Origin of the sequence: Paenibacillus sp. JSM ZJ436, assembly GCF_044383795.1 — a bacterium.
Lineage (GTDB): Bacteria > Bacillota > Bacilli > Paenibacillales > Paenibacillaceae > Paenibacillus_AQ > Paenibacillus_AQ algicola.
Window position 1 is genome coordinate 251,005 of record NZ_JBISEO010000004.1, and the last position, 24,722, is coordinate 275,726.

At 50.1% G+C, this 24,722-nt stretch carries 29 protein-coding genes; all 29 read left to right on the plus strand.

Going from position 1 to position 24,722, the window contains the following annotated elements:
- The first annotated feature begins 5 nt into the window (after positions 1 to 5).
- Complete coding sequence (flgG, locus tag ACH6EH_RS07620; protein ID WP_138226122.1) at positions 6 to 824, plus strand: flagellar basal body rod protein FlgG; 819 nt, start codon at positions 6 to 8, stop codon at positions 822 to 824.
- Between the two features lie 57 nt (positions 825 to 881).
- Positions 882 to 1,109 carry a flagellar FlbD family protein gene (locus ACH6EH_RS07625; RefSeq protein WP_397331839.1) on the plus strand — a complete coding sequence of 76 codons (228 nt, stop codon included), beginning with the start codon at positions 882 to 884 and terminating at the stop codon, positions 1,107 to 1,109.
- Positions 1,106 to 1,567 (plus strand): flagellar basal body-associated FliL family protein, encoded by a 462-nt coding sequence (locus ACH6EH_RS07630; protein WP_208204453.1) that lies wholly within the window; start codon positions 1,106 to 1,108, stop codon positions 1,565 to 1,567. The genes ACH6EH_RS07625 and ACH6EH_RS07630 overlap by 4 nt, the downstream gene beginning before the upstream one ends.
- Positions 1,568 to 1,606: 39 nt before the next feature.
- Complete coding sequence (gene fliM / locus ACH6EH_RS07635) at positions 1,607 to 2,605, plus strand: flagellar motor switch protein FliM (protein ID WP_397331840.1); 999 nt, start codon at positions 1,607 to 1,609, stop codon at positions 2,603 to 2,605.
- Positions 2,595 to 3,890, plus strand: coding sequence for a flagellar motor switch phosphatase FliY (gene fliY / locus ACH6EH_RS07640; protein WP_138226118.1), 1,296 nt, complete (start codon positions 2,595 to 2,597; stop codon positions 3,888 to 3,890). Before fliM ends, fliY begins: the two co-directional genes overlap by 11 nt.
- Positions 3,891 to 3,917: 27 nt before the next feature.
- Positions 3,918 to 4,283: a response regulator gene (locus ACH6EH_RS07645; RefSeq protein ID WP_138226117.1), complete on the plus strand. Its 366-nt coding sequence runs from the start codon at positions 3,918 to 3,920 to the stop codon at positions 4,281 to 4,283.
- A gap of 3 nt (positions 4,284 to 4,286) precedes the next feature.
- Positions 4,287 to 4,805 (plus strand): FliO/MopB family protein, encoded by a 519-nt coding sequence (locus ACH6EH_RS07650; protein ID WP_397331842.1) that lies wholly within the window; start codon positions 4,287 to 4,289, stop codon positions 4,803 to 4,805.
- Positions 4,802 to 5,554, plus strand: a complete 753-nt coding sequence (gene fliP / locus ACH6EH_RS07655; RefSeq protein WP_397331843.1) for a flagellar type III secretion system pore protein FliP — start codon at positions 4,802 to 4,804, stop codon at positions 5,552 to 5,554. The genes ACH6EH_RS07650 and fliP overlap by 4 nt, the downstream gene beginning before the upstream one ends.
- A gap of 37 nt (positions 5,555 to 5,591) precedes the next feature.
- Complete coding sequence (fliQ, locus tag ACH6EH_RS07660) at positions 5,592 to 5,861, plus strand: flagellar biosynthesis protein FliQ (protein WP_138226114.1); 270 nt, start codon at positions 5,592 to 5,594, stop codon at positions 5,859 to 5,861.
- An 11-nt stretch (positions 5,862 to 5,872) separates the two neighbouring features.
- Positions 5,873 to 6,661, plus strand: a complete 789-nt coding sequence (fliR, locus tag ACH6EH_RS07665; protein WP_397331844.1) for a flagellar biosynthetic protein FliR — start codon at positions 5,873 to 5,875, stop codon at positions 6,659 to 6,661.
- A 37-nt stretch (positions 6,662 to 6,698) separates the two neighbouring features.
- A complete protein-coding gene (gene flhB / locus ACH6EH_RS07670; protein WP_397331907.1) occupies positions 6,699 to 7,769 on the plus strand; it encodes a flagellar biosynthesis protein FlhB in 1,071 nt (356 codons plus the stop codon).
- Between the two features lie 24 nt (positions 7,770 to 7,793).
- A complete protein-coding gene (gene flhA, locus ACH6EH_RS07675) occupies positions 7,794 to 9,827 on the plus strand; it encodes a flagellar biosynthesis protein FlhA (protein ID WP_397331845.1) in 2,034 nt (677 codons plus the stop codon).
- Positions 9,824 to 11,257: a flagellar biosynthesis GTPase FlhF gene (gene flhF / locus ACH6EH_RS07680; protein WP_397331846.1), complete on the plus strand. Its 1,434-nt coding sequence runs from the start codon at positions 9,824 to 9,826 to the stop codon at positions 11,255 to 11,257. The genes flhA and flhF overlap by 4 nt, the downstream gene beginning before the upstream one ends.
- Positions 11,254 to 12,135 carry a MinD/ParA family protein gene (locus ACH6EH_RS07685; RefSeq protein ID WP_397331847.1) on the plus strand — a complete coding sequence of 294 codons (882 nt, stop codon included), beginning with the start codon at positions 11,254 to 11,256 and terminating at the stop codon, positions 12,133 to 12,135. Before flhF ends, ACH6EH_RS07685 begins: the two co-directional genes overlap by 4 nt.
- Before the next feature lie 40 nt (positions 12,136 to 12,175).
- Entirely contained in the window at positions 12,176 to 13,597 is a 1,422-nt protein-coding gene (locus ACH6EH_RS07690; protein WP_397331848.1) for a protein-glutamate methylesterase/protein-glutamine glutaminase, read from the plus strand.
- Between the two features lie 23 nt (positions 13,598 to 13,620).
- Entirely contained in the window at positions 13,621 to 15,687 is a 2,067-nt protein-coding gene (locus tag ACH6EH_RS07695) for a chemotaxis protein CheW (RefSeq protein ID WP_397331850.1), read from the plus strand.
- A gap of 54 nt (positions 15,688 to 15,741) precedes the next feature.
- A complete protein-coding gene (locus ACH6EH_RS07700; protein ID WP_397331851.1) occupies positions 15,742 to 16,203 on the plus strand; it encodes a chemotaxis protein CheW in 462 nt (153 codons plus the stop codon).
- Between the two features lie 35 nt (positions 16,204 to 16,238).
- Positions 16,239 to 16,832 (plus strand): chemotaxis protein CheC, encoded by a 594-nt coding sequence (locus ACH6EH_RS07705; RefSeq protein WP_397331908.1) that lies wholly within the window; start codon positions 16,239 to 16,241, stop codon positions 16,830 to 16,832.
- Positions 16,825 to 17,322 carry a chemotaxis protein CheD gene (locus ACH6EH_RS07710; protein WP_138226105.1) on the plus strand — a complete coding sequence of 166 codons (498 nt, stop codon included), beginning with the start codon at positions 16,825 to 16,827 and terminating at the stop codon, positions 17,320 to 17,322. The genes ACH6EH_RS07705 and ACH6EH_RS07710 overlap by 8 nt, the downstream gene beginning before the upstream one ends.
- A gap of 2 nt (positions 17,323 to 17,324) precedes the next feature.
- Positions 17,325 to 17,738 carry a hypothetical protein gene (locus ACH6EH_RS07715; protein WP_397331852.1) on the plus strand — a complete coding sequence of 138 codons (414 nt, stop codon included), beginning with the start codon at positions 17,325 to 17,327 and terminating at the stop codon, positions 17,736 to 17,738.
- Positions 17,739 to 17,753: 15 nt separating this feature from the next.
- Positions 17,754 to 18,542 (plus strand): FliA/WhiG family RNA polymerase sigma factor, encoded by a 789-nt coding sequence (locus tag ACH6EH_RS07720; protein ID WP_138226103.1) that lies wholly within the window; start codon positions 17,754 to 17,756, stop codon positions 18,540 to 18,542.
- Between the two features lie 28 nt (positions 18,543 to 18,570).
- Positions 18,571 to 19,977, plus strand: a complete 1,407-nt coding sequence (locus tag ACH6EH_RS07725; RefSeq protein ID WP_397331853.1) for a flagellar assembly protein A — start codon at positions 18,571 to 18,573, stop codon at positions 19,975 to 19,977.
- Between the two features lie 35 nt (positions 19,978 to 20,012).
- Complete coding sequence (locus ACH6EH_RS07730; RefSeq protein WP_397331854.1) at positions 20,013 to 20,324, plus strand: hypothetical protein; 312 nt, start codon at positions 20,013 to 20,015, stop codon at positions 20,322 to 20,324.
- A 33-nt stretch (positions 20,325 to 20,357) separates the two neighbouring features.
- Positions 20,358 to 20,876, plus strand: coding sequence for a hypothetical protein (locus tag ACH6EH_RS07735; RefSeq protein ID WP_397331855.1), 519 nt, complete (start codon positions 20,358 to 20,360; stop codon positions 20,874 to 20,876).
- Positions 20,873 to 21,538, plus strand: a complete 666-nt coding sequence (locus ACH6EH_RS07740) for a hypothetical protein (protein WP_397331856.1) — start codon at positions 20,873 to 20,875, stop codon at positions 21,536 to 21,538. The genes ACH6EH_RS07735 and ACH6EH_RS07740 overlap by 4 nt, the downstream gene beginning before the upstream one ends.
- A gap of 224 nt (positions 21,539 to 21,762) precedes the next feature.
- Positions 21,763 to 22,461: a 30S ribosomal protein S2 gene (gene rpsB / locus ACH6EH_RS07745; protein ID WP_138226098.1), complete on the plus strand. Its 699-nt coding sequence runs from the start codon at positions 21,763 to 21,765 to the stop codon at positions 22,459 to 22,461.
- Between the two features lie 147 nt (positions 22,462 to 22,608).
- Entirely contained in the window at positions 22,609 to 23,259 is a 651-nt protein-coding gene (tsf, locus tag ACH6EH_RS07750) for a translation elongation factor Ts (RefSeq protein WP_138226097.1), read from the plus strand.
- A gap of 114 nt (positions 23,260 to 23,373) precedes the next feature.
- A complete protein-coding gene (gene pyrH, locus ACH6EH_RS07755; RefSeq protein WP_138226096.1) occupies positions 23,374 to 24,102 on the plus strand; it encodes a UMP kinase in 729 nt (242 codons plus the stop codon).
- Positions 24,102 to 24,656 carry a ribosome recycling factor gene (gene frr, locus ACH6EH_RS07760; protein WP_138226095.1) on the plus strand — a complete coding sequence of 185 codons (555 nt, stop codon included), beginning with the start codon at positions 24,102 to 24,104 and terminating at the stop codon, positions 24,654 to 24,656. Before pyrH ends, frr begins: the two co-directional genes overlap by 1 nt.
- Positions 24,657 to 24,722 lie beyond the last annotated feature (66 nt).

The window sequence follows — 24,722 nt, forward strand, 5'->3', positions numbered from 1 at the left end:
TAAACATGCTGAGATCAATGTATTCAGGCGTATCCGGGATGAGAGGATTTCAAACCAAGCTGGACGTGATCGGTAACAATATCGCGAACGTAAACACGGTGGGCTTTAAAGCCAGCCGCGTGATGTTTAAGGATATTTTGAGCCAAACGGTTTCCGGTGTCACTGCTCCGGTTGAAGGGGAACAGGGCGGCGTCAACGCCAAGCAAATCGGTTTGGGTGTCACGATTGGCTCCATTGATACCGTGCACACTCCGGGCAGCGCGCAGACAACGAACAATCCGACGGATCTTCGTATCGACGGTGACGGATTTTTCATGGTCAAGATGAGTGAAGATCAGGAAGTCCCGTTCCTGACACGTGCCGGTAACTTTATGCTGGACGGTAACCGGGCTCTGGTTACTTCCGACGGGATGTTCGTCTGTGATATTGATGGCGCACCGATTGTACTGGGAGCGGAAGTAACCAGCTTCTCGATCGGACTCGACGGATCTATTCTGACGCAAGGCGGAGACGGTGACGCGGTTCAGATTGGCGTAGCTAAGGTTGCGAATCCTTCTGCTCTGGAAAAGGTCGGAGGGAACCTCTACCGCGTAAATGCAAATGCACTGGGTGAAGACGGAGACGCAGAAGCCATGGGCCTTGCAGCTAACAGTGAAGAGAACGGAACGGGTGCTATTGTTGCCGGCCAGCTTGAGATGTCCAATGTGGACCTGACGGGCGAATTTACGGAAATGATCGTGGCCCAGCGTGGATTCCAGGCAAATTCCCGGATCATTACAACTTCGGATGAGGTACTGCAGGAAGTTGTTAACCTGAAGCGTTAAGCATTGAATGACTAAAGGGGGGCTTGTTCCCCCCTGATGATCTGGAGGAGGCTTTCAATGATCCTGGTAACAAGATTAAACGGTTCACAAATGTGGCTGAATGCGCTGCTGATCGAGATGGTGGAGGAAACGCCGGACACCTACATTACGCTGACAACCGGCAAAAGACTAATTGTGCTGGAGAAAGCGCCTGAAGTAATCCAGTCCATCAAGGCTTTTCACAAGGAGATCGGCATGCAGCAGGCATCCATTAAAGTGCAGCATCAGACGGAGGAATCCCCATGAAAAAAATGCTTCCCTGGCTCATTACCATATTGGTATCCATCACTTTGATTGTGTTAGTCGTCTTTTTATTATCTGACAAGCTGCTGGGTGGGGATGACAAGCAAGCGGCTCCGATGAAGCAGGAGGAGCCTGTAATGACGGCAGATGAAATTGTCGAGGTAACTTCGGAGCTGGTGGATATTACGACGAATATGTCCGATCCCAGCTATATTGCGAAGATCAGCTTCGCTTTTCAGCTGAGTGACAAGAAGGCGAAGGAAGACTTTGATAAGATCAAGGAAATTCGCATCAAGCCGATCATTATTAAGACTCTGATGGATACCAAGCCGGAAAGCTTGAAAGATTCTAAAGGAGTCGAGCAGCTCACCAAAGTATTGCAGGACGAAATTAACAAGAATGTGAAGCAAGGTGAAGTCGTGCAAGTGGACGTTACGAACAAGCTGGTCACTGGCATTTAAAATGAGCATCCACAGCTTGCACATAAGGGGGTGAGGTAATTGGTGGACGTATTATCGCAAAATGAAATTGACGCCCTCCTGGCTGCACTCTCGTCCGGTGAAATGGATGCAGATGAGCTGAAAAAAGAAGATACGCAGAAAAAAGTCCGCTCCTATGACTTTAAACGCGCCGTGCGATTTTCGAAGGATCATATCCGAAGCCTGACACGGATCCATGAGAATTTTGCTCGTTATCTGACGACCTATTTTTCAGCCCAGCTGCGCACATTTGTCCAGATAAATGTCGTTCAGGTGGAGCAGCTCCCTTATGATGAGTTCATCCGGTCCATTCCCAAAATGACGGTCCTGAATATATTCGAAGCGGAGCCGCTGGAAGGGCGGATGGTGCTGGAGGTTCACCCCAACATCGCCTATGCCATGCTGGATCGCCTCTTAGGCGGATCGGGAAGTGCACCATCCAAAATTACATCTTTGACTGAAATTGAAACGATTATTATGGAACGGATTTTCAGTCGTGCTTTTGAAAGTCTGCAGGAGGCCTGGAAGACCGTGCTTGATATTTCACCGCGTCTGGAGGCTATGGAAACCAACCCGCAGTTCATGCAGATTGTATCACCGAACGAGACGATTGCCTTGATCTCGCTGAGTACCAAAATAGGAGATACCTCCGGGATGATTAACCTTTGTATTCCGCATGTGGTACTAGAGCCTATCATGTCCAAGCTCTCTGTTCATCAATGGTTTACATCAGAGAAGAAGGTCAGGGATCCCGAAGAGGTAAATGCATTAAAGGCACGCGTAAATAAAGCCGAGCTTCCGATTATTGCCGAGCTGGGCGAATCGCGAATTACGATATCCGAATTCTTGGGATTGAGTACCGGTGATGTGATTACGCTGAACAAGCCTGTCCATAACGGTCTGTCGATCAAGGTCGGTGACAAGGTGAAATTTTTGGGAAGCCCGGGCACCTTAAAGGACCGGATTGCGGTGCAGATTGATGAAATCGTCAGCGAAGGAGATGAAGAATTTGACGAGTAAAGATTATTTATCCCAGGAAGAGATTGACGCCCTGCTGCAGCAATCAGGAATGTCTTCGACTCCATCCTCCCCGCTGAGTGTGGATGATGTGCTGACACCGCTTGAACAGGATGCTTTAGGCGAGATCGGAAATATCACATTTGGCAGCGCGGCTACGGCCTTGTCCACACTGCTGGGCAAAAAGGTGGATATTACCACACCAAAGGTATCGATTATTACAAGAGATCAGTTCGAAGCGGAGTTTCCGAAGCCTCATGTTGCGGTCCACGTCACTTATGTAGATGGCTTTGAAGGAATAAATTCGCTGGTGATCAAGACAAGAGATGCTCAGATCATTGCAGATCTTATGCTGGGAGGAGAAGGGGCACCTCAGGATGAAGAGCTGAATGAGATTCATATCAGTGCCGTTCAAGAAGCGATGAACCAGATGATGGGCTCGTCAGCCACGAGCATGTCCACCATTTTCAACCGGTTCGTCAATATTTCTCCACCGGGAATTGATATCCTGAACATGTCGAATGGAGATGGCGTCAGCAATCTGCCGGGGGATGAGACATTGATCAAAATTTCCTTCCGGCTTATTATCGGGGATTTGATCGACTCCACCATCATGCAGCTTCTCCCGGTACAATTCGCTAAGGATATGGTGAACATTCTTATGAATGGCGGTGAAGCTGAGGCTGAAGAGCCAGCTGCTGCTGAAGCCGCTCCTGCTGCTCAAGCCCCAGCTGCCCCAGCACAGCCTCCGCAGCCAGATCTGGCGCCGCCAGGACAGCCTGCGCCAGGCTATGGATACGGTCAAGGGATGCCGGGTGCAGAGATGCCGGGTCAACCAGGCTACGGCCAGCCACCATATGTGCAGTCGCCGTACGGCCAGCCAGGATATGGACAAGCACCGTATGGTCAGCCGCAAATGCCTTATCCTCAGGCCCCGCAGCATTTTGGAGGAGTACCAAACCGGAATGTGAATGTGCAGCCGGTGCAGTTCGCTAATTTGCAAAATGCACCTTTTGGCCCAGCCGATGAAAACAATTTGAACTTACTGATGGACATTCCTCTTAAAGTCACCGTAGAATTAGGAAGGACCCAGAAGCAAATTAAGGATATCTTGGAAATGTCACAAGGCTCTATTATTGAGCTGGACAAGCTTGCGGGAGAGCCTGTAGACATCCTGGTGAACAACAAGCTGATTGCTAAAGGCGAGGTCGTCGTGATTGACGAGAACTTTGGCGTCCGTGTGACAGATATCGTAAGCCAATGGGACCGAATACAAAAATTACAATAGCACACATTTAGGGAGGATTTTAAATCAATGGCTAATCGAATTCTAATCGTGGACGACGCTGCATTTATGAGAATGATGATTCGTGACATTTTGACCAAAAATGGGTTCGAAGTGGTAGGAGAGGCGCAGGACGGCGCGCAAGCAATTGAGAAGTTCAAGGAGCTGCGTCCGGATCTTATCACAATGGACATTACAATGCCTGAAATGGACGGTATTGCGGCATTGAAAGAAATCAAGAAGAATGATCCCAATGCGAAAGTCATTATGTGCTCGGCAATGGGTCAGCAGGCCATGGTTATTGATGCCATTCAGGCGGGTGCAAAGGACTTTATTGTGAAGCCATTCCAGGCTGATCGGGTGATTGAAGCGATTAACAAAACGCTTGGCGTGTAAGACATGCCGTTGTCATCCGATATACCAAGACCGGATACGTCGGGCTTTTATCTGCAATTGTTCTACGTATTCGTTGTGCTTGCCATCATTGTGTTCCTCATTATTACACTGTTCCGCTATTTAGGCCGGAAGAATCAAAGCTGGATGAAAGGACGCTCTATCAAGACATTAGGTGCCTTGGGAATGGGGCCGAACAAATCTGTCCAGGTCATTGAGGTGGGAGAGAGCATTTATGTTGTCGGTGTCGGTGAGGATCTGTCACTGCTCGACAAGATCACCGACCCTGATGAGGTGGCACGGTTAAGGGCAGCAATGGAACAGGAACAGCATCGCGCGGCGGGCACCATGCCTCCGTTCATCAGCAATTTTGCTGCCAAGCTAAAAAAGAATCGTCCTCCGGAGGATGTTGAACTTGAGGATACTTCATCATTTCATGAAGTGTTTGAATCCAAGCTGCGCAATGTACCGAACCGGAAACAAAAGGTCGAAGAATTGCTGCGGGAGGATCAAAAGGATTCATGAACAAACGAATTGCTAGTCTGATGCTACTGATCCTCCTTGTCGGTGCGGCCTGGGCCACTCCCGTCTTGGCGGATCCCATTCCGAATATTGATATTCAAATCGGCGGAGAAGCCGAGCAGCCCGGCACAAGTGCACTGTCCCTGATCCTGCTAATCACCGTGCTAAGTGTCGCTCCAGCCATTCTGGTGCTGATGACGAGCTTTACACGGATTGTCATTGTCCTCGGGTTTGTCCGTACTTCCCTGGGTACACAGATGACACCGCCGAATCAGGTTCTCATCGGGCTTGCTTTATTCTTCACACTGTTTATCATGGCGCCTACGTTCTCAACAATGAACGAGCAGGCACTGCAGCCCTATCTGCAGGGAGAAATTACGCAAAGCGAAGCCTTGGAGAGAGCAGAGGATCCCATTAAGCAGTTTATGTTTGCTCATACACGTGAAAAGGATCTTTTACTGTTTATGAAATATACCGGTGAAGATAAACCGGAAACGTACGAGGACATCCCTTTGACTGTTCTTGTCCCTGCCTTTGCGATCAGTGAGCTAAAAACCGGGTTTCAAATGGGCTTTATGATTTTTATTCCGTTTCTGGTCATTGATATTGTCGTAGCCAGCGTTCTTATGGCCATGGGGATGATGATGCTGCCACCGGTCATGATCTCATTACCCTTCAAAATTTTACTGTTTGTGCTGGTAGACGGCTGGTATCTGGTTGTAAAGTCCTTGCTGATGAGCTTCAACACATAGCTGCAGGCAGCAGAAATAATGATCAGGAGGACAAACCGTGAATGCTGAATTTATTATCGGCTTAGCCGGTCAGGCTGTGTACACCGTTTTGAAGGTGAGTGCGCCGATGCTGATCCTTGCCCTTTTGGCGGGTCTGGCTATCAGTATCTTCCAAGCAACAACACAGATTCAGGAGCAAACCCTGGCCTTTGTTCCCAAAATTATCGTGGTTCTGCTGGCCTTGCTCATATTTGGGCCCTGGATCTTAACCACATTGGTGGATTTCACGTTTGGGATTCTGGACAATCTCTACAAATATATCGGATAGGCTGAATGTCCATGGAATGGTTAGAGCAAAGTGTTCCCGTTTTTATGCTTATGTTTTGTCGAATAACAGCATTTTTTGTGGTCGCTCCGGTCTATTCTTCACGAACGGTGCCGACCACCCATAAGCTGGGCTTGTCGTTTATTGTCACGCTGCTTGTTTATCTTTCGTTTGGCTTAAGTCAGGCAGTGACAGACAATATGTCCTACATCTTGCTGATCCTTCAAGAGGTGCTGATCGGACTGCTGCTGGGCTTTACGGCCTACCTGATGTTTGCCGTCGTACAGACGGCAGGAGCATTGATTGATATCCAGATTGGCTTTGCAATGGCGAATGTGATTGATCCTGTATCAGGCGTATCCTCGCCACTGATCGGCAACTTTAAGTATATGCTGGCCATTCTGGTATTTCTGAGCATGAACGGCCACCACTATTTACTGGATGCTATTATGTACAGCTATGAGTGGGTGCCTGTAACGGGAAATGTGTTTTTCAAATTTGAGGACGGCAGCACTTCGGAATTTTTGATCAAGACCTTTTCGTATTCATTTTCACTGGCGCTGCAGATGTCGGCTCCGATTGTCGTATCTTTATTCTTAACGGATCTGGGATTGGGCTTTCTGGCAAGAACGGCGCCGCAGTTTAACGTGTTTGTCATTGGAATTATTGTCAAGATACTGGTTGGTTTGGGCATGCTCTTTCTTTTAATGCCTGGAATGGTGACGCTGTTTGATCATCTGTTCGACAAGCTGTTCAGGGCGCTGCAGGGACTGCTTGGTGTTCTCGGGCAAAGGCCGGAATAGCGGCAGGGGAAAGCGAGGAATACAATTGAGATTTGAGATGGATCTTCAGCTGTTCGCGGGGGAGAAGACCGAGAAGGCCACGCCGAAAAAGAGGCAGGAAACACGTAAAAAAGGACAGGTTGCTAAAAGTATGGAGCTTTCCGGCGCTTCCATCCTGCTTGCTGCGTTCATTTGCCTTATTTTTTTCGGAGGCTATATTCAGAATCATCTGGTCCGGCTGTTTACGGATGTATTCATCAATCGTCTGGAGATGGCGGTTACTACAGATAATGTAGTCATGCTTCTGGGAGAGTATGGCATACAAATTCTGATTCTCGTGGCTCCGATATTTATTAGCGTGCTGGTTATTGCGATCATTGTAAACTACATGCAGGTCGGGTTTCTGCTTACGGGAGAGCCATTGAAGATGAAGCTGAACAAGCTGGATCCCATTAAAGGGTTCAAGAATATATTCTCGCTTCGCTCATTGGTTGAATTCTCCAAATCCATACTCAAGCTGGCCATTATCGGATACCTTGTATACACCTCACTTTGGAGTGCGAAGGAAGACCTGTCCAAGCTGGCCACTACCAGTCCGGGACAAATACTACATTTTACAGCCGATGTTACGCTTTGGCTGGGGATTAAGATCGGGGCCGGCTTACTCGTTCTGGCGGTCTTCGATTATATGTATCAGAAATACGATTACGAAAAGAACATCCGCATGTCCAAGCAGGACATCAAAGACGAGTATAAAAAGATGGAAGGCGATCCCTTAATCAAGGGAAAGATCCGGGAACGTCAGCGGCGGATGGCACTGCAGCGAATGATGCAGGAGATTCCAAAGGCGGACGTCATCATTACGAACCCGACCCACTTTGCTGTAGCACTGAAGTATGACGGCTCCAGCATGGAAGCACCGCAGGTGCTTGCCAAAGGACAGGATTACATGGCATTGAAGATCAAAGAAATTGCCAAGAATCATGGCGTGATGACGATGGAGAACAAACCGCTTGCACGGGCATTATTTCAACGGACTGAGATCGGCGACGCCATACCGGGTGACTTGTTTCAGGCCGTAGCTGAAGTGCTGGCATATGTATACAAGCTTAAAGGCAAGGCGAATTAAAGCAGGGAACGGAGGCCGGCAGCAGTGAAGGTGAAGGATTTATCGGTTTTAGTGGGTGTCATCGGAATCGTGCTTATGATGATTCTTCCCATTCCGGACTGGCTTTTAGATGTGCTCCTCGTGATCAACATCTCACTGGCCCTGATCATTTTGTTAGTTGCAATGAATACCAAAGAAGCGCTGGAATTTTCCATCTTTCCTTCATTGCTTTTGATTACAACCTTGTTCCGGCTTTCTCTGAATGTATCCACAACCAAGCTGATCCTGTCGGAAGGAGAGGCCGGTGAAGTGGTATCGACGTTCGGAAGCTGGATTGCCGGCGGACAGATTGCGATTGGCTTCGTCGTTTTTCTGATTCTGGTTGTGGTTCAGTTTATCGTGATCACAAAAGGCTCGGAGCGGGTAGCCGAGGTAGCAGCCCGCTTTACGCTGGATGCGATGCCAGGCAAGCAGATGAGTATTGATGCGGATCTGAATGCCGGGATGATCAATGAATCACAGGCCAGAGAACGCAGGCAGAAGGTTGAACGAGAGGCAGACTTTTATGGAGCAATGGACGGTGCCAGTAAATTTGTAAAAGGTGATGCCATTGCCTCTATTATTATCCTGCTCATCAATCTGATCGGCGGCTTTATTATCGGGATGTCCATTCACGGTATGGCCTTTGGAGAGGCCATGAGCACGTACTCCATCCTGACCATTGGCGACGGCTTGGTCAGCCAGATTCCGGCATTACTGATTTCAACAGCAGCGGGCCTGATTGTAACCAGAGCCTCCTCCGATGGAAACCTGTCTGATGACCTGGCAGGTCAGCTTCTCTCTTACCCTAAGCTGCTGTACATCGTTGCCGGAACGGTTGCCCTCTTGGGACTGCTGACCCCAATCCATTTGATTACAACCTTGCCTATTGCTTTCGTTTTGTTTATCGCCGCTCGAACGATGCAGAGCAGCCTGGATCGTAAGCAGGTAGAGGTGGAGCAGCTAGAGGAAGAACAGCAGATTGAAGAGGTCCGCAGTCCGGAAAGTGTCATTAACCTGCTGCAGATCGACCCGATTGAGTTTGAATTTGGATACGGATTGATCCCGCTGGCAGATACCCAGCAGGGAGGAGACCTGCTGGATCGTATTATTATGATCCGGAGACAATGCGCATTAGAAATGGGACTGGTTGTTCCTGTCATTCGGATTCGGGACAATATACAGCTCAAGCCGAATGAATACGTCATCAAGATCAAGGGGAATACCGTGGGCGGCGGTGAATTGCTGCTGAACCATTATCTAGCGATGAGCCCCGGCTACGAGGATGATATGGTGACAGGCATTGAGACGATGGAGCCGGCCTTCGGCCTTCCAGCACTCTGGATTGATGAGGCGGCAAAGGAACGCGCTGAGCTTGCCGGATATACGGTTGTAGATCCTCCTTCGGTAGTGGCGACTCATCTGACAGAGCTGATTAAACGTCACGCGCACGAGCTGATTGGACGTCAGGAAACGAAATCACTGATTGACAATCTTCGCGAAACCTATCCGGTGCTGGTGGACGAGCTCATTCCTTCGATTCTTTCTGTGGGGGATGTACAGAAGGTGCTTGCGAAGCTGCTCAAGGAGAAGATTTCAATTCGGGATCTGGTAACGATCTTCGAAACCTTGGCGGATTCAGGACAGTATTCGAAGGACCCAGACGTCTTAACAGAGTATGTCCGACAGGCATTATCGCGACAAATCACCCAGCAGTACGTTCGGGAAGGTGAAGCCATGCGTGTGATCACCGTGGGGCCGGCGCTGGAGAGGAAAATCGCAGAAAGCGTACAGCAGACAGAGCAGGGAAGCTACATTGCAATGGACCCGGCTGCGACGCAGAGTATTTTCCAGAAGCTGAGTGAACAGGTGAACCGCATTATTCAAATGGGACAGCAGCCAATCCTTTTGACCTCTCCAGGAATCCGGATGTATCTTCGGCAGGTCATTGAGCGCAGCATGCAGGATATCCCGGTGCTTTCTTATAGTGAGCTTGAGCCCAACGTAGAAATTCAGAGTGTCGGAGTGGTGAACTTATGAGAGTGAGAAAGTATATCGTGGACACCATGCCGGAAGCCATGCTAAGCATTCGGAAAGACCTGGGCAGTGATGCTGTCATTCTTAGCTCCAAAGAAATTAAAGTGGGCGGCTTCCTCGGTATGTTTACAAGTCGAAAAATTGAGGTCATCGCAGCTGTAGAGAAAAATGAGACCGTTAAAACAGAGAAGGCTCAGCCTAAGGCAGTCAAGCCAGATGGAGATCAGCGCGAAGCTGAGGCGGCAGCCATTGCGCCAAAGCCTCACATTCCCCGGCAGGCTGCAGCCAGCGTCTACAAGACATCAGCCAGGGTGAACGCTGAAGGTCTGAAATCGCCGGAGGAGCTGGATAGCAAAGCAAAGACGCCTCAGCAAAGCGAGCCTCAAGCCCCAAGAGCAGATAAACACTTGAAACGTGAGGACGAAAGCAAATCAAGTGCAGCTGCGGAAACGGCGGCAGGAGCTCTGAACACCACGGGATCTCGTTCAGATATCGCTTCGGCCAAATTTGAAGCGTGGAGCACTGAAGGAGAGCCATCCTTTAATCGAAGTGCAGCGGAGCAGAAGCTATTTGATGAAATTCGGGAAATGAAGGATTGGATTGCACGTCTGTCCCGCCAAACGGCAGCCAAGGAGGTGCTTCCGGACGGAATCGCCTCCATCCGTGACAGCTTGATCGGACAGGGCCTCACACCGGCAATTTGCCAATTATGGGTTGAAGAAGCCGTCATGAAATGGAATGAAGCTGGCGGTGAGCTGAGTGCAGAGGAATTAAGAGACTTGTTTATTTCTCAGGCCGCCAGCTTTCTAGAAGGTAGAATCGGCGGGGGGATTCAGCCGGATACCCGTATTGTTTATGTGGCTGGCCCGACGGGGGTCGGAAAGACGACCACAATCGCCAAGCTGGCAGCGGAGCAAATGTTTAAATATCGGCGAAAGGTTGGCTTTATTACAGCGGATACGTACCGAATTTCGGCGGTAGAGCAGCTGAAGACCTACGCTTCAATCCTCAATTTGCCGATCGAGGTAGTTCAGACTTCTGAAGACATGCAGAGGGCACTGGAAAATCTGAAGGCGTGTGATCTGATTCTCATGGATACGGCAGGACGGAATTACCGGAGTGAGCTGTTCGTCTCCGAGCTGCACAGCCTGCTTCCTGAAGATCATGAAAGTGAAACTTATCTTGTGCTCAGCTTGACATCAAAAAGTGAGGACATGGAGCACATTACAGGTCATTTCATCAAGTATGGACTCGATAAGGTGATATTTACAAAGCTCGACGAAACGGGAAGCTGCGGAGCCATCTATAATCTGTTATCCTCTTTCCCGGTTCAGCTATCCTACATGACGAACGGACAGAATGTACCGGATGATCTGCTGATGCCGGATAAGAATATGCTGGCTAGGATGCTGTTCGGGGAGACTCCCGCATGAGCGACCAGGCAGAAGCGCTGCGGCAGTTAGCTACATCACAGGCCCCTGCAGACATGACTGCGGTTCCGCGTTCAGCCCGATTCATTACTGTTTGCAGCGGGAAGGGCGGAGTAGGCAAATCGAACTTTACTTTGAATTTTGCGCTGGCACTGCAGCAGCTGGGCAAGAAAGTGTTAATTTTTGATGCAGATCTTGGCATGGCGAACATTGACGTTCTCATGGGCGTTTCCTCAAGGTATAACGTGTATCACGTGCTGCGCCAGGAGAAGAGTCTTGCAGAGGTGATTCATCACGGACCCTATGGCCTGCCATTTATCGCCGGAGGCTCGGGCATCGCAGATATGTTTGCAATGACCGATAAGGATGTTAGCCGCTTTATTCAGCAGATGGAAGCGCTGGCCAGTGATTTGGATTATATTCTGTTTGATACGGGAGCAGGGTTATCCCGGGAGAACATTAATTTTATTACGGCTGCGGATCAATGTCTGGTCGTGACGACACCGGAGCCCACGTCGGTTACGGACGCTTATGCCTTGATCAAGGTGGTTCATAATAATCATCCGGAAGTTCCCTTTACCTTAATGATTAACCGGGCAGGGGATGCTCAGGAAGCCCAGGAAACGTCCAGCAAAATCATTTTGACTGCGAAACGGTTTCTGCAGCTGGATATTTCTCTTCTGGGATATGTCCGTGATGACCAGTCCGTATCCAGGTCTGTGAAACGGCAGGTTCCCTTTCTGGTCGGATATCCGAAAAGCGAGGCATCCAGGGACATTGAACGCCTGGCGGCGAATTATGCCGCTGTGCCATTCAAGGGCAGCGACGCTGTCCATAAGGGTGTCAAGGGTTTCGTGCAGCGTTTTCTTAAACGAAAATAGCCGTATCATGCGGACGAATATAACTGAGGTGTAGACATCTATGAGGCCTTTTCGTGTGCTGGTGGTTGATGATTCCAAATTCATGAGACAAATTATTACGGATTTGATCCAAAAGGATTCCCGATTTCAGGTCGTCGGAACGGCTACCAACGGGATTGAGGCTTTAGAGAAAGTAAGAGAGCTGAATCCTGATCTCATTACCATGGATGTTGAAATGCCGGAAATGAACGGGCTGGAAGCGCTAAAGCGCATTATGCAGGAACAGCCAAAGCCTGTCATAATGCTGTCCGGCATTAACGAGCAGGGAATGAAGGAAACCATCCTGGCATTGGAGTCCGGCGCATTTGATTTCATACGCAAGCCTTCTGTCGTGCATGACCAGGACATCAATAATGTGGCCAAGGAGCTGAACAAGCAGCTCAGCGCAGCGATTCAGGCTAAAGAGCGAAGAGCGCTTTGGGAAGAGGAGCAGAAGGTAAAGGAATCCGGTGAGCCTCGGACGCAATCTTCACGGAAAGCCACCGGGACATTACCATCTAGGGATGCAGGTCCTGGTATTTCCGGGAAGGACCGGCAAGATAAGGCGCAGAGCGAGCAACGGCGAGGAGCCGGCAACCTGAAAGACATTGCATCAACGCCGAAAGGTCAAGCAGTACGGAAGCCTGCTGAGGCCCGTGAAGCTGCTGAGCGTAATGTGAGCACTAACGCTGGCCGCGATCACTTCAAGCGAAGCAAGCCGAAACCGACGCAGCAGGCTGACCCAGCCGCAGCCCCGGAGACGACAAGCAAGGACCGGGGGCATCAAAGTAGACCGGTTGAGCCTGTGCTAGAACGCGATACAGGGAGTCAGCATAAGGCACATCAGACAAGTCCGGCCCTGGAGCATATTGTTGCAGTTGGCTGCTCTACCGGTGGACCGAGAGCTTTGAGGGCGCTGCTAGAGCGGCTTCCGGCGAATTTCCCGGCACCGGTCGTTATTGTACAGCATATGCCGCCTAAGTTTACAAAATCGCTGGCTGCACGTTTAAACACATTCAGCTCGTTACATGTGCAGGAAGCCGAGCAGGGGATGGTTCTAAAGCAAGGCTGTGCATATGTTGCACCGGGGGGACATCACATTCGTATTGTGCAGTCGGCCGGCGGAGAATGGATCATCAGGGTTTCTCAGGAAGAGCAGGTAAACGGCCACCGCCCATCGGTTGATGTCCTGTTTGAATCACTGCTCCCTTTTCAACATATAAAGCGTCACGCCGTATTGATGACCGGTATGGGCAGTGACGGAGCCAAGGCAATGAAAATGCTGTATGACTCGGGTGTGTCTTCAACCATAGCTGAAAGTGAAGAGACCTGTGTTGTCTATGGTATGCCTCGTTCCGCCGTTGAGCTGGGCTGCGCGAGTCATGTGCTCCCGCTTCATTCCATTCCGGACAAGTTGATTCAAGCAGTGAAAAACGGAAAGTGAACTCATGGAGGAGGTGTCTCGCAATGGACATGAATCAGTATTTAAGCATGTTTATTGATGAGTCCAATGATCATCTGCAATCGCTAAATGAAAACATGCTGCAGCTGGAAGCCAGCCCGGATGATTTGAGTATTGTTCAGGTCATATTCCGCTCGGCCCATACTCTTAAGGGTATGGCAGCCACAATGGGCTTTGAGGATCTGGCCTCACTGACGCACAAGATGGAGAATGTGCTTGATTTAGTGCGGAACGAGAAGCTCAAAATGCAGGATTATATTTTTGATACGTTGTTCAAAAGCCTTGATGCACTGGAGTCCATGGTGCAGGACATCGTTGAGGGCGGAGAGGGCAAGGCCGATGTATCATCCATCGTGTCATCTCTGCAAGCGATTGAGCGCGGTGAGGTTGCCGTTGCCGCTCCTGCCGCAGCGGCTGTCCCGGACCATAGTGCAGCCGTCACAGGCATTGAGCTGGACGAGTTTCAATTCTCGGTGCTGAGCCAATCGATATCAGAAGGGCATCAGGTGCTGTACATACAAGTCAAGCTGCGGGATGACTGCATGCTGAAGGCGGTTCGGGCTTTTATGGTATTCGAGCTGCTGGAGCGCTCCGGAGAGATCGTCAAGACGTTCCCGGATGTGCAGGACATCGAGCAGGGGGAATTTGAACAGGGCTTTACGCTCTATATGATTACACAGAAGCAAGCAGGAGATCTTCAGGACCAGATCATGAACATTTCTGAAATTGAAATGGCTCAGGTCATCGCTTTGGATCAGGAATCGCTGCAGCAGATGAATCAACGAAACTTGGCCGCAGCTGAGACGGCGGCAGCACAAGCACCCACTCTTCCTGCTGCCGAGGAGAAACCTGCTGTACAGTCGCCGGTAAACGCTCCGCCTGCAGTCAAAGCACCGGCCAAAGCCTCCTCTGCAGCCACACCATCAAGAACGATCCGGGTCGACATTGAGCGTCTGGACGTACTGATGAATTTGTTTAGTGAGCTGCTGATTGACCGATCACGGCTGGAGCAGCTGGCCAATGAAGCCAAGAATCAAGAGCTGACTGATACGGTGGAGCATATGAGCCGGGTCAGCAGCGATCTGCAAAACATTGTGCTGAAGCTTCGGATGGTTCCTGTAGACACCGTGTTCAACCGCTTTCCGCGGATGGTACGCGATCTGGCCAAATCATTAGACAAAAAAATAGATCTGGTCATCACGGGTGCCGAAACAGAGCTGGATCGAACCGTCATTGATGAAATCGGTGATCCGCTCGTCCATCTGCTGAGAAATTCAGTGGACCATGGTATTGAGTCACCTGCAGAGCGGCTTGCTGCCGGCAAACCCGAGACAGGCACTGTAAATCTGAGAGCTTTCCATAGTGGTAACCACGTATTTATTGAAATTGAGGACGATGGCAAGGGAATCATCCGTGAGAATATTGTCCGCAGCGCGGTCAAGAAAGGCGTGGTCACAGAACAGGAAGCCGCAGCAATGTCCGATTCTGAGGCTCATCAGCTGCTCTTCGCTCCAGGCTTCAGTACGGCTGAGGTGATCTCGGACGTATCTGGCCGGGGGGTCGGCCTGGATGTCGTAAAATCCAAGATCAACGCGCTCGGAGGGAACGTCACCATCTATTCGACACCGGGAAAAGGAACCAATTTCTCGGTTCAGCTGCCGCTTACGCTTTCGATCATTGCTGCTATGCTCATCAGGATGGGCAGTGAAAAATATGCGATTCCACTGAGCTCGATTGTGGAGACCGGCATTGTGAAGCAAACCAGTATTCGTACGGTGCATGGCAGTCGTATGATTCCTTTCCGGGAGCATCATATCCCACTCATTTCCTTGAGCCGGGTATTCAGCATTCCGAGCTATAACGAGGCAGATGAGGCGGAGACCGAAATTGTCGTCATTCGAAAGGGAGAACGGCTCGCTGCGCTGGCCGTGGACGATTTTATTGGCCAGAGCGAGATTGTACTGAAGACGCTGGGTAAATATCTGCCTGCTGTTCAAGGGATTTCCGGAGCTACGATATTGGGAGACGGCCAGGTAGCCTTGATTCTTGATCCGAACGCTTTTATCAAGTGAACCGGATCTTGCGGGTTCTCGTAAGGACTGGTTACTCATAAGGAGGGTATTAACATGGGAGAAGAAATAAAGGTTATTGTGTTTACGCTGGGTAGCGAGGAGTACGGAATTGAGGTAGACAAGGTTCAGACGATTGAGCGGATGATGCCGATTACCCGGGTTCCCAAAACCTATTCTTTTGTCAAAGGGGTTATTAACCTTCGCGGGGTTGTAATTCCTGTCATCGATCTTCGTGGCCGCTTCAGCCTGCCGGAGGTAGAGCCTACAGAGCAAACCCGTATGATTATTGTCGCTGTCAACGACATGCAGGTCGGCTTTATCGTAGACTCTGCGAGCGATGTGGTAGACCTGAACAGCGACAGCATCGATTCGCCTCCCGAGGTTGTGGGCGGAATTAAGGCCAAGTATCTCCGTGGGGTCGCGAAGCTCGGCGAAGAGCGCCTTCTGGTTATGCTGAACCTGTCCGAGGTGTTGAACAAGAGTGAAATTATTCAGCTAGAAGGGCTGGAGGAATAGCCGTGGAACTATTTAAACACGGGAAAGATTTCAAAATGGATGTGCTGAAGGAGGTCGGCAATATCGGAGCCGGCAATGCTGCGACCGCATTGTCGCAGCTTCTGAATAAGCCGATTGATATGGCAGTGCCGAAGGTTCAGCTGCTTCCATTCGAAGAGATTGCTGACTGTGTCGGAGGACCAGAGGCTATCGTTCTTGCCGTGTTCCTTCGCGTAGAGGGTGAGGCTCCCGGCAACCTGTTTTTCATTATGACGCCGGAGGCTGGCAAGAAGCTGCTGAAGCGTCTCGCCGGCATTGAGGTGGAGGAGGGCGACAGCTTCAATGAAATGGAGCAGTCGGCACTTAGCGAAATTGGCAACATTTTGGCTGGCTCCTATCTCTCATCTTTAGCTGATTTTACGAGGCTGTCCATGACTCCGACGGTGCCGGGACTGGCCATTGATATGGCCGGTGCTGTTCTGGGCTATGGCTTGCTCCAATTCGGAGAAATGGGCGATGATGCCCTGCTGATCAACACGACATTTTTAGAAGGCCAGTACGAAGTGGAAGGCCAGTTTTTTTTAATCCCGGACCCGCAAACTTTTGCACAAATATTTGAAGCACTGGGAGTGCCTCTAGAGCATGATTGAAGAAAAAAGCATTATCAAGGTTGGCATGGCAGATCTGAATGTGTCCACCTCCGGCGGAATATTAAGAACCACAGGTCTGGGATCCTGTGTGGGGCTGACATTATATGATCCGGTTCAAAAGGTTGGCGGGATGGCTCATGTCATGCTGCCCTCCTCTGCCATTGCAAGAGAAGGTCAACTTAATCTGGCGAAGTATGCGGATACGGCGCTTCCGATCCTGCTGAACAAGCTGAGGGAATTAGGCGCCTCCCCGCTGAGGCTTGTCGCTAAGATGGCCGGGGGAGCGCAGATGTTCACTTTTGCAGGCTCTGGCGATAGCATGCGCATTGGCCCCCGGAATGTCGAGTCGTGTAAAGAGGGGCTGCAGCAAATGAATATTCCGCTGATCGGCGAGGATACCGGCGGAAATTACGGAAGAACTGTGGAATTGGACTGCACAACGGGTAAATTTACCATACGCAGTGTACAAAAGGAAATAAAGGAATTGTAGCCATGAAGGGAAAAATCCGATATTTTTTGTTAGCCGGAGCAGCAGGATTCATATTTACCTTTATTGTTAGCAGCGGGAACAATCTTTGGTCGACTGCCATCACCCGTGCTTGCCTTGCGTTTGTAGTTTGGGCCCTGCTCGCGGCTGTGTTAGGCGGAGTATGGTCGGCCGTGTTCCGGCCGGGGCAGGAAGCTGATGCTCAAGATGCAGAGCGTAGCGCGGAGCCTTTAAAGGGCGCAAAGCTGGATATATCGACTATAGAGCAAGACGATCAGGAGCTGTTAAACCTGATGAAGAATGAGCAGGAGCCTCAGAGGCAGGAGAATGGATTCACTCCACTCTCCCCACCCAAGCTGGTCACGACGAAAAATCCTGAGGAACTGGCCAAGGCCGTTCGTCACCTGAGTGAAAAATAAGGATGGTGAGGGCAATTGGACTCAAAAAAAGCATCAGCCTTGAATCATGCAGAATTATGGACGGCATGGAAGGAAGATGGAGATCTTTCAGCGAAAAAACAGCTTATCGAGAAGTATTTGCATATCGTGGACTACGTTTCGGGGCGGTTGGCCATTGGCCTCCCCCGGAACGTGTCTAAGGGAGACTTGGCAAGCAATGGAGTTATGGGTCTGATTGACGCCATTGATAAATTTGATTACAAACGCGGCCTGCAATTCGAAACCTATGCATCCTGGAGGGTGCGGGGGGCGATTTTGGATTCTCTAAGGCAAGGTGACTGGGTGCCGCGCTCGGTCCGTGAAAAAGCGAAAAAAATCGAGACAGCATACCAGCAGCTGGAACAGAAATATTTGCGTACCGTCAGCGATACCGAAATGAGTGAATATTTACAGGTATCTGAAAAGGAATTCCGCCACATGCTTCAAGAGGTTGCCGTGATGACGCTAAACTCTCTGGAGGATCCCATTCGGGAAGAAGAGTCGGAAACGAGAATGACGCTGCTTGTGGATGAGAAGGCCAAAAATCCGGACCATAAGGTACACGAGTTTTATCTAAAAGAGGCACTAATCAAGGGCATCGGTAAGCTTACAGAGAAGGAGAAAACCGTTGTTTCCTTGTTATATTATGAGGACCTGTCTTTAAGTGAAATTGCGGAGGTCATGTCTTTATCTCCATCGAGAATATCTCAGCTGCATTCGAAAGCCATTCTACGCTTAAGGGGGGCTCTTGAGAAAGACAAAGAGCTGTTAATGCACAATGAATAAGGCGTAAGATGGAGAGGGGGGAATTATAATGTCGGTCAGCTTTGCATTGGAGCAATTCTTTCAGATCACGATTTCAGACGACAAGGCAACGGCATATATCGAGCTGGTTAACTGGGAGGAGGACTTTCACTGTGACGTCGAAAGTATGGAAGCCCTCCTGGCTGACCACCAGGTTGTCCATGGCATTCAGCGTGAGGCGCTGGAAGGCATTGCTGCCAAGCCCGCGGGTTACCAGTTTCAAAAAATAGCTGTTGCATACGCTACCCAGCCGATTCCTGGAGAACACGGTAAAATTGTTAGCATGCTTCAGAGTAAGCCGGCCGATCATCGGCCGCTTGAAACCGATGACGGAAAAGTGGACTTTAAAGAAATTACACGGCTGAACAATGTCAGTAAGGGCCAGCTAATTGCGACCCGCATACCTCCTTCGCCGGGAAAGCCGGGGATGTCTGTCACTGGAGCAGAAATGCCTCCCAAGGCCGGCAAAGAAGCGCGCTTTAAAATTGGAAAAAATGTCGTTGTGGATGCAGAGCAGGTGCATATGTACGCCGCTATTGATGGTCTGTTAACCGTGACAGATAACGGAAAAATCAACGTGTTCCCGATCTACGAAATTCACGGCGATGTGGATTACAGCGTAGGCAATATTGATTTTGTGGGAACCGTCGTGATTCGCGGCAACGTGCTTTCTGGCTTTCGCATCAAGTCTGCCGGCGATATTCGCGTCACAGGCTTTGTAGAGGGGGCGGATCTGGAGGCCGGCGGCTCGATCGTAATTAACGGCGGTGTGATTGGCTATCACAAAGGCTGCATTCAAGCGGCACAGCATGTGAAATGCGCTTTCGTGCAGGACGGGAACATCGTAGCAGGCGGAGACATTACAGTATCTCAGAGCATCATGCACTCTACCCTTCGGGCTGCACAGAGCATATATTGTAATGGCACAAAGGGATTGATTGTTGGGGGAGTTATTCAGGCTGGTGAGAAGGTCACTGCCAGAACCATCGGGAACAGCATGTCGACCGTTACAGTCCTTGAGGTCGGTGTACTGCCGGAGCTTCGTAATGAGCTGAAGGAGCTGAGAGCGCGTCAGCGGCAGCAGCTTGATCATGTCTCCAAAACAGAAAAAGCGTTGAACCTATTGAATCAGCTTGCGGCTGCGGGCCAGCTAACCCCGGACAAGCTCGGGCTTCGGATCAAGCTGAATGCTACGCAAAAGTCTCATATGTCAGAGCTGGCGGAAACCAAAGAACGTATTTTTGAAATTGAACAGACCCTGGAGGATACCACCAAGGCTCGAGTCGAGGTTCTGAATTCGATTTATGGCGGCTCCAAAATCGTCATCGGCCGCTACACCCGATTTATCAAGGATGCGTCTCAAAGAGTAGTGTACACCTATATAGATGGTGATATTGCAATGCTTCCTATGACATAAATGGACAATTTATAATTCCGGTGAGGTGATGCATCGTGAGCTTGAAATCTGTTGAGATGCAAATTGCAGTGCCGCGAACCACGGAGGCTGGAAAGATTCAGCAGGAGCAGCATCAGCGCCCGTCGCAGGAGCAGCTGTTCTTGTCTGCGGAGCAGCTAAAAGACAGCAAGGAAGCCTCTCAGCGTAGTACTGAGGTGGATCAGTCGTCTGATGCCATTTTGCGTGATGGCGGCAAAGGCGGATCCCAGTCTCAATCTCAGAAGCAAGGGGAAGAACTTCCAAAGGATCACAAGCAGCCGGCGGCTGATCACCCCTATAAAGGAAGAAATTTGGACATCACGCTATAAACTATATTGAATGATAAGAAGGAGTTAACCGGTATGGGCCCATGGATTTACGTCGCCATGCTGGGATTGGCAGCTCTCATCTATGCCCGGATGCTGCCACAGCAGAAGGAACCACAGAAAGCTTCGGACCAGATTGTAAAGGAAGTTGAAGCAACGCTAGAGCAATATGCGGCTGAAATTCAGATTGAAAATGAACAGCTGGTGGAGCTGGTCGCTCGAATGAAAGAGGAGCATTCCCGTACGCTGTCTCACCATGAACAGCAGCTTCAGAGTGTTAACAATCAGCTGAAGCAAGGGGAACAAGAGATGATTATGGTGCGAGAGCAGCTAGCCGGACATGAGGCCCTATTCCTCCAGCTCCAGCAGCAGCTTGCGAAGGAAGAAGCACCGCCTGAGCCCGCACTGGATCCCACGATCAAGGACAGATACAGCGAGCTGTTTGCGATGTATCAGAGCGGTAAATCCATAGACAGAATTGCGAAGGATACCGGGATGCAGAAAGGTGAGGTTCAGCTTATTATTCAGCTGGCGAAGCGGGAGGAGCTGTCATGATCAAGAACAAGAGCTTTCTAAACGGCTTGGGCCTGGGCCTTATTCTGGGTGCTGTGCTGCTGCAGCTCATGTTTCTGGGACAAACGGCTTCAAGCACTGCGGAAAGTAAAACGGAGTGGACCCGGGAGGAGCTGGAGCAGGCGGCAGACAGCATCAACCTGCGCGTCCTAGAGTCACAAGAAGAGCTGATGACGGAGGAAGAGTGGTCCGAGCTTCAGAAGCAGGATGAACAGCAGCAACCAACTGCTTCTGATAATCAGCAGGGCGGCGCTGCTGCACCAAAGGCGTCTCCTACTGATCAAGGCGGCAGCTTGGAGCCTGCTGCGCCTTCCCAGCCTGAGAGTCCTGAGAAGACGACAGCACCGAAGGCGAAAGCACCTGCCCCCGCCGCAGAGCCGGCGCCGCAGAAATCAGCCCCTCCGGCGGCGCCCGAAGCACCTAAAGCTGTCTATATTAAATATAGCATTCCCCCAGGAGCACATTTAAGTGATGTCGCTGCAGGACTGAAGCAGTCCGGGGTGATTCAGGATGCCGCAGCTTTTGTGACAGCCGCGACAGAGAAGAAGATTAACCTGTCAATTCAACAGGGCACCTTCACCTTCCGCAAAGGGGAAAGCTTCGGCTCAATTATGGAGAAGATTACAAGCAAGCCTCAATCCTGACGTCTGCGGCAGCCAATGCCCGGGCGTTTTTGCAACTATTGCAGCCGTCCGTCAAAGGGCTTGTAAAATAAATTGCATCCCGTTCGATGATATGTTATAGTAATTGACGGTGTTAAAACACACGCTTTGGGAATTTCGTTGAGGGTGCTTTCTATGGAAAGTCTCAGCGGGAGATGAACCGGGCGGAGGGCACACAAAAAACCAAATCTAGGAGGTGTGTGAAGATGGCAGTTATCTCCATGAAACAGCTTTTGGAAGCTGGGGTACACTTCGGTCACCAGACTCGTCGTTGGAACCCGAAAATGGACAAATTTATCTTCACTGAAAGAAACGGTATTTACATTATTGACCTGCAAAAGACAGTTAAGAAAGTCGAAGAGGCATACAATTTCGTGAAAGGCCTGAGCGCTGACAACGGAACTATTCTTTTCGTAGGTACTAAGAAGCAGGCTCAAGATTCCGTGAAAGAAGAAGCTGAACGCTGCGGCATGTACTACATTAACCAGCGCTGGCTCGGCGGAACGCTGACTAACTTCGAAACCATCCAGAAGCGGATCAACCGTCTGAAGGAACTGGAAAGATGGGAAGAGGACGGCACGTTTGAAGTGCTGCCTAAGAAAGAAGTTATCCTTCTTCGCAAGGAGAAAGATCGTCTGGAGAAATTCCTCGGCGGTATCAAGAACATGAAGGGCCTTCCAAGCGCGCTGTTCATCATCGATCCTCGCAAAGAGCGTATCGCTGTTGCAGAAGCACGCAAGCTGGGCATCCCAATCGTAGGCATCGTGGACACGAACTGTGATCCGGATGAGATTGACTACGTGATTCCGGGTAACGACGATGCAATTCGCGCTGTCAAGCTGTTGACTGGTAAAATGGCTGACGCAGTTGTCGAAGCACATCAAGGCGAAGAGACTACTGCTTAATTCAAGCAGGTCACATACTATGAATTAAATGAAAAGGGTGGTTGGTAGGTGGATAACCTTTCACTGCCCTTTTTTTAAGGAATAAAAGCCTATACTTAGTTGTAAATCAGGACTGAATAGTCATAATAACTATTGGAGGGATTTGAAATGGCAGTATCCGCTAGTGCTGTAAAAGAGCTTCGTGAAAGAACAGGAGCCGGTATGCTCGACTGCAAGAAAGCGCTCGACGAAACAAACGGTGATATCGACAAGGCCATCGCGCTGCTTCGCGAAAAAGGCCTGTCTGCTGCAGCCAGCAAAGCTGGCCGTGTGGCAACGGAGGGCGTTGTTGAATCTTACATTCATGGCGGCGGCCGTATCGGCGTCCTGGTTGAAATCAACTGCGAAACCGACTTTGTAGGCAAAACCGATCAGTTCAAGGAATTTGCGCGTGATATCGCAATGCATATCGCAGCAGCAAGCCCGAAATATGTTCGTCGTGAAGAGGTTCCTACAGAAGAGCTGGAGCAAGAGAAGGAAATTCTGAAGGCTCAGGCTCTGAATGAAGGCAAGCCAGAGAAAATCGTTGAGAAAATGGTAGAAGGCCGCATTAACAAGTACTATGAAGAGTACTGCCTGATGGAGCAATCCTTTGTGAAGGACCCGGACAAAACGATCAGCGTATTGCTGAATGAGAAAATCAGCACTATCGGTGAGAACATCTCGATCCGCCGCTTCGTACGTTTTGAGCTGGGTGAAGGCCTGGAGAAGAAGCAGGACAACTTCGTTGAAGAGGTAATGGCACAAGTAAACAAATAAGCTGCTTGCAGCTGACATAGTATAAAAGAGCTGGAACACATTGTGTTCCTTCTTTTATAAAGTGGAACCAAGACGGATGCGTCAAGCTGACGTTTTAAAGTGGAGGGTATACATTTGGAACAGCCTGTATTTAAACGTGTTATATTGAAGGTCAGTGGGGAGTCTCTGTCAGGTCAAAACGGTTACGGCATTGATGCTGAAACCATATCTTCCATTGCAGAGCAGGTTCGCGACGTCGTTGAGCTGGGTGTTGAAGTAGCCATCGTATGCGGCGGCGGAAACATCTGGAGAGGCATCGCCGGCAGTGCGAATGGCATTGACCGTGCAACGGCGGACTACATGGGAATGCTGGCCACCGTGATGAATTCACTCGCGCTTCAGGATGCTCTGGAGCAGATCGGCGTGCCGACCCGCGTACAAACCTCGATCTCCATGCAGCAGATTGCTGAGCCTTATATCCGCCGCAGAGCCATTCGCCATTTAGAAAAAGGACGTGTCGTTATCTTTGCAGCCGGTACGGGTAATCCGTACTTCTCAACGGATACTACCGCAGCACTCAGAGCGGCTGAGATTGAGGCAGAGGTCATCCTGATGGCGAAGAACAAGGTAGATGGTGTATACTCAGCGGATCCATTCAAGGATGCAACCGCAGAGAAATACGAGCAGCTGACTTACCTTGAGGTCTTGAACAAAAATCTAGGCGTCATGGATTCCACGGCATCGTCCCTGTGTATGGATAACAATCTTCCTCTGATCGTGTTCAATATTACGGAGCAGGGGAACATCAAGCGTGTGGTCCTGGGCGAGAAAATTGGAACCATCGTTAAAGGGAGTGTAGATTAATGCCGCAAACGGTCAAGAAAAATGCTGAAGAGCGCATGGAGAAAGCGATTCTGTCTTTGAAGCGCGACCTGGCCAGCCTGCGTGCTGGAAGAGCAAGCACCGCGCTTCTGGACCGGATTCAGGTGGAATACTACGGTGCTCCGACACCGGTAAGCCAGCTGGCGAACATTACGACACCGGATCCGCGTACATTAATGATTCAGCCCTGGGATAAAACCTCCCTGGGAGATATCGAAAGAGCGATCATGAAATCAGACCTGGGTCTCACACCGGCAAATGACGGCAGCCAGATTCGTCTGTCGATTCCGCCACTTACGGAAGAGCGGAGAGCGGAGCTCGTGAAAATGACCAAGAAATTTGGCGAAGAAGCCAAGGTTGCGATCCGTAACATTCGCCGTGATGCCAATGACGATATTAAAAAGATGGAAAAAACAGATATTTCTGAGGACGAGTCCCGGAGACATCAGGACGATATTCAGAAGACAACGGACAAGTTCATTGCCGAGGTTGACAAGGTGCTACTTGCCAAAGAAAAAGAGATTATGGAAGTATAGAGACTTTTGGCCCCTCCGTTAGCGGTGGGGTTTTGGTCTCTTTCAAGCAGAGTGATGCTGGAGGAA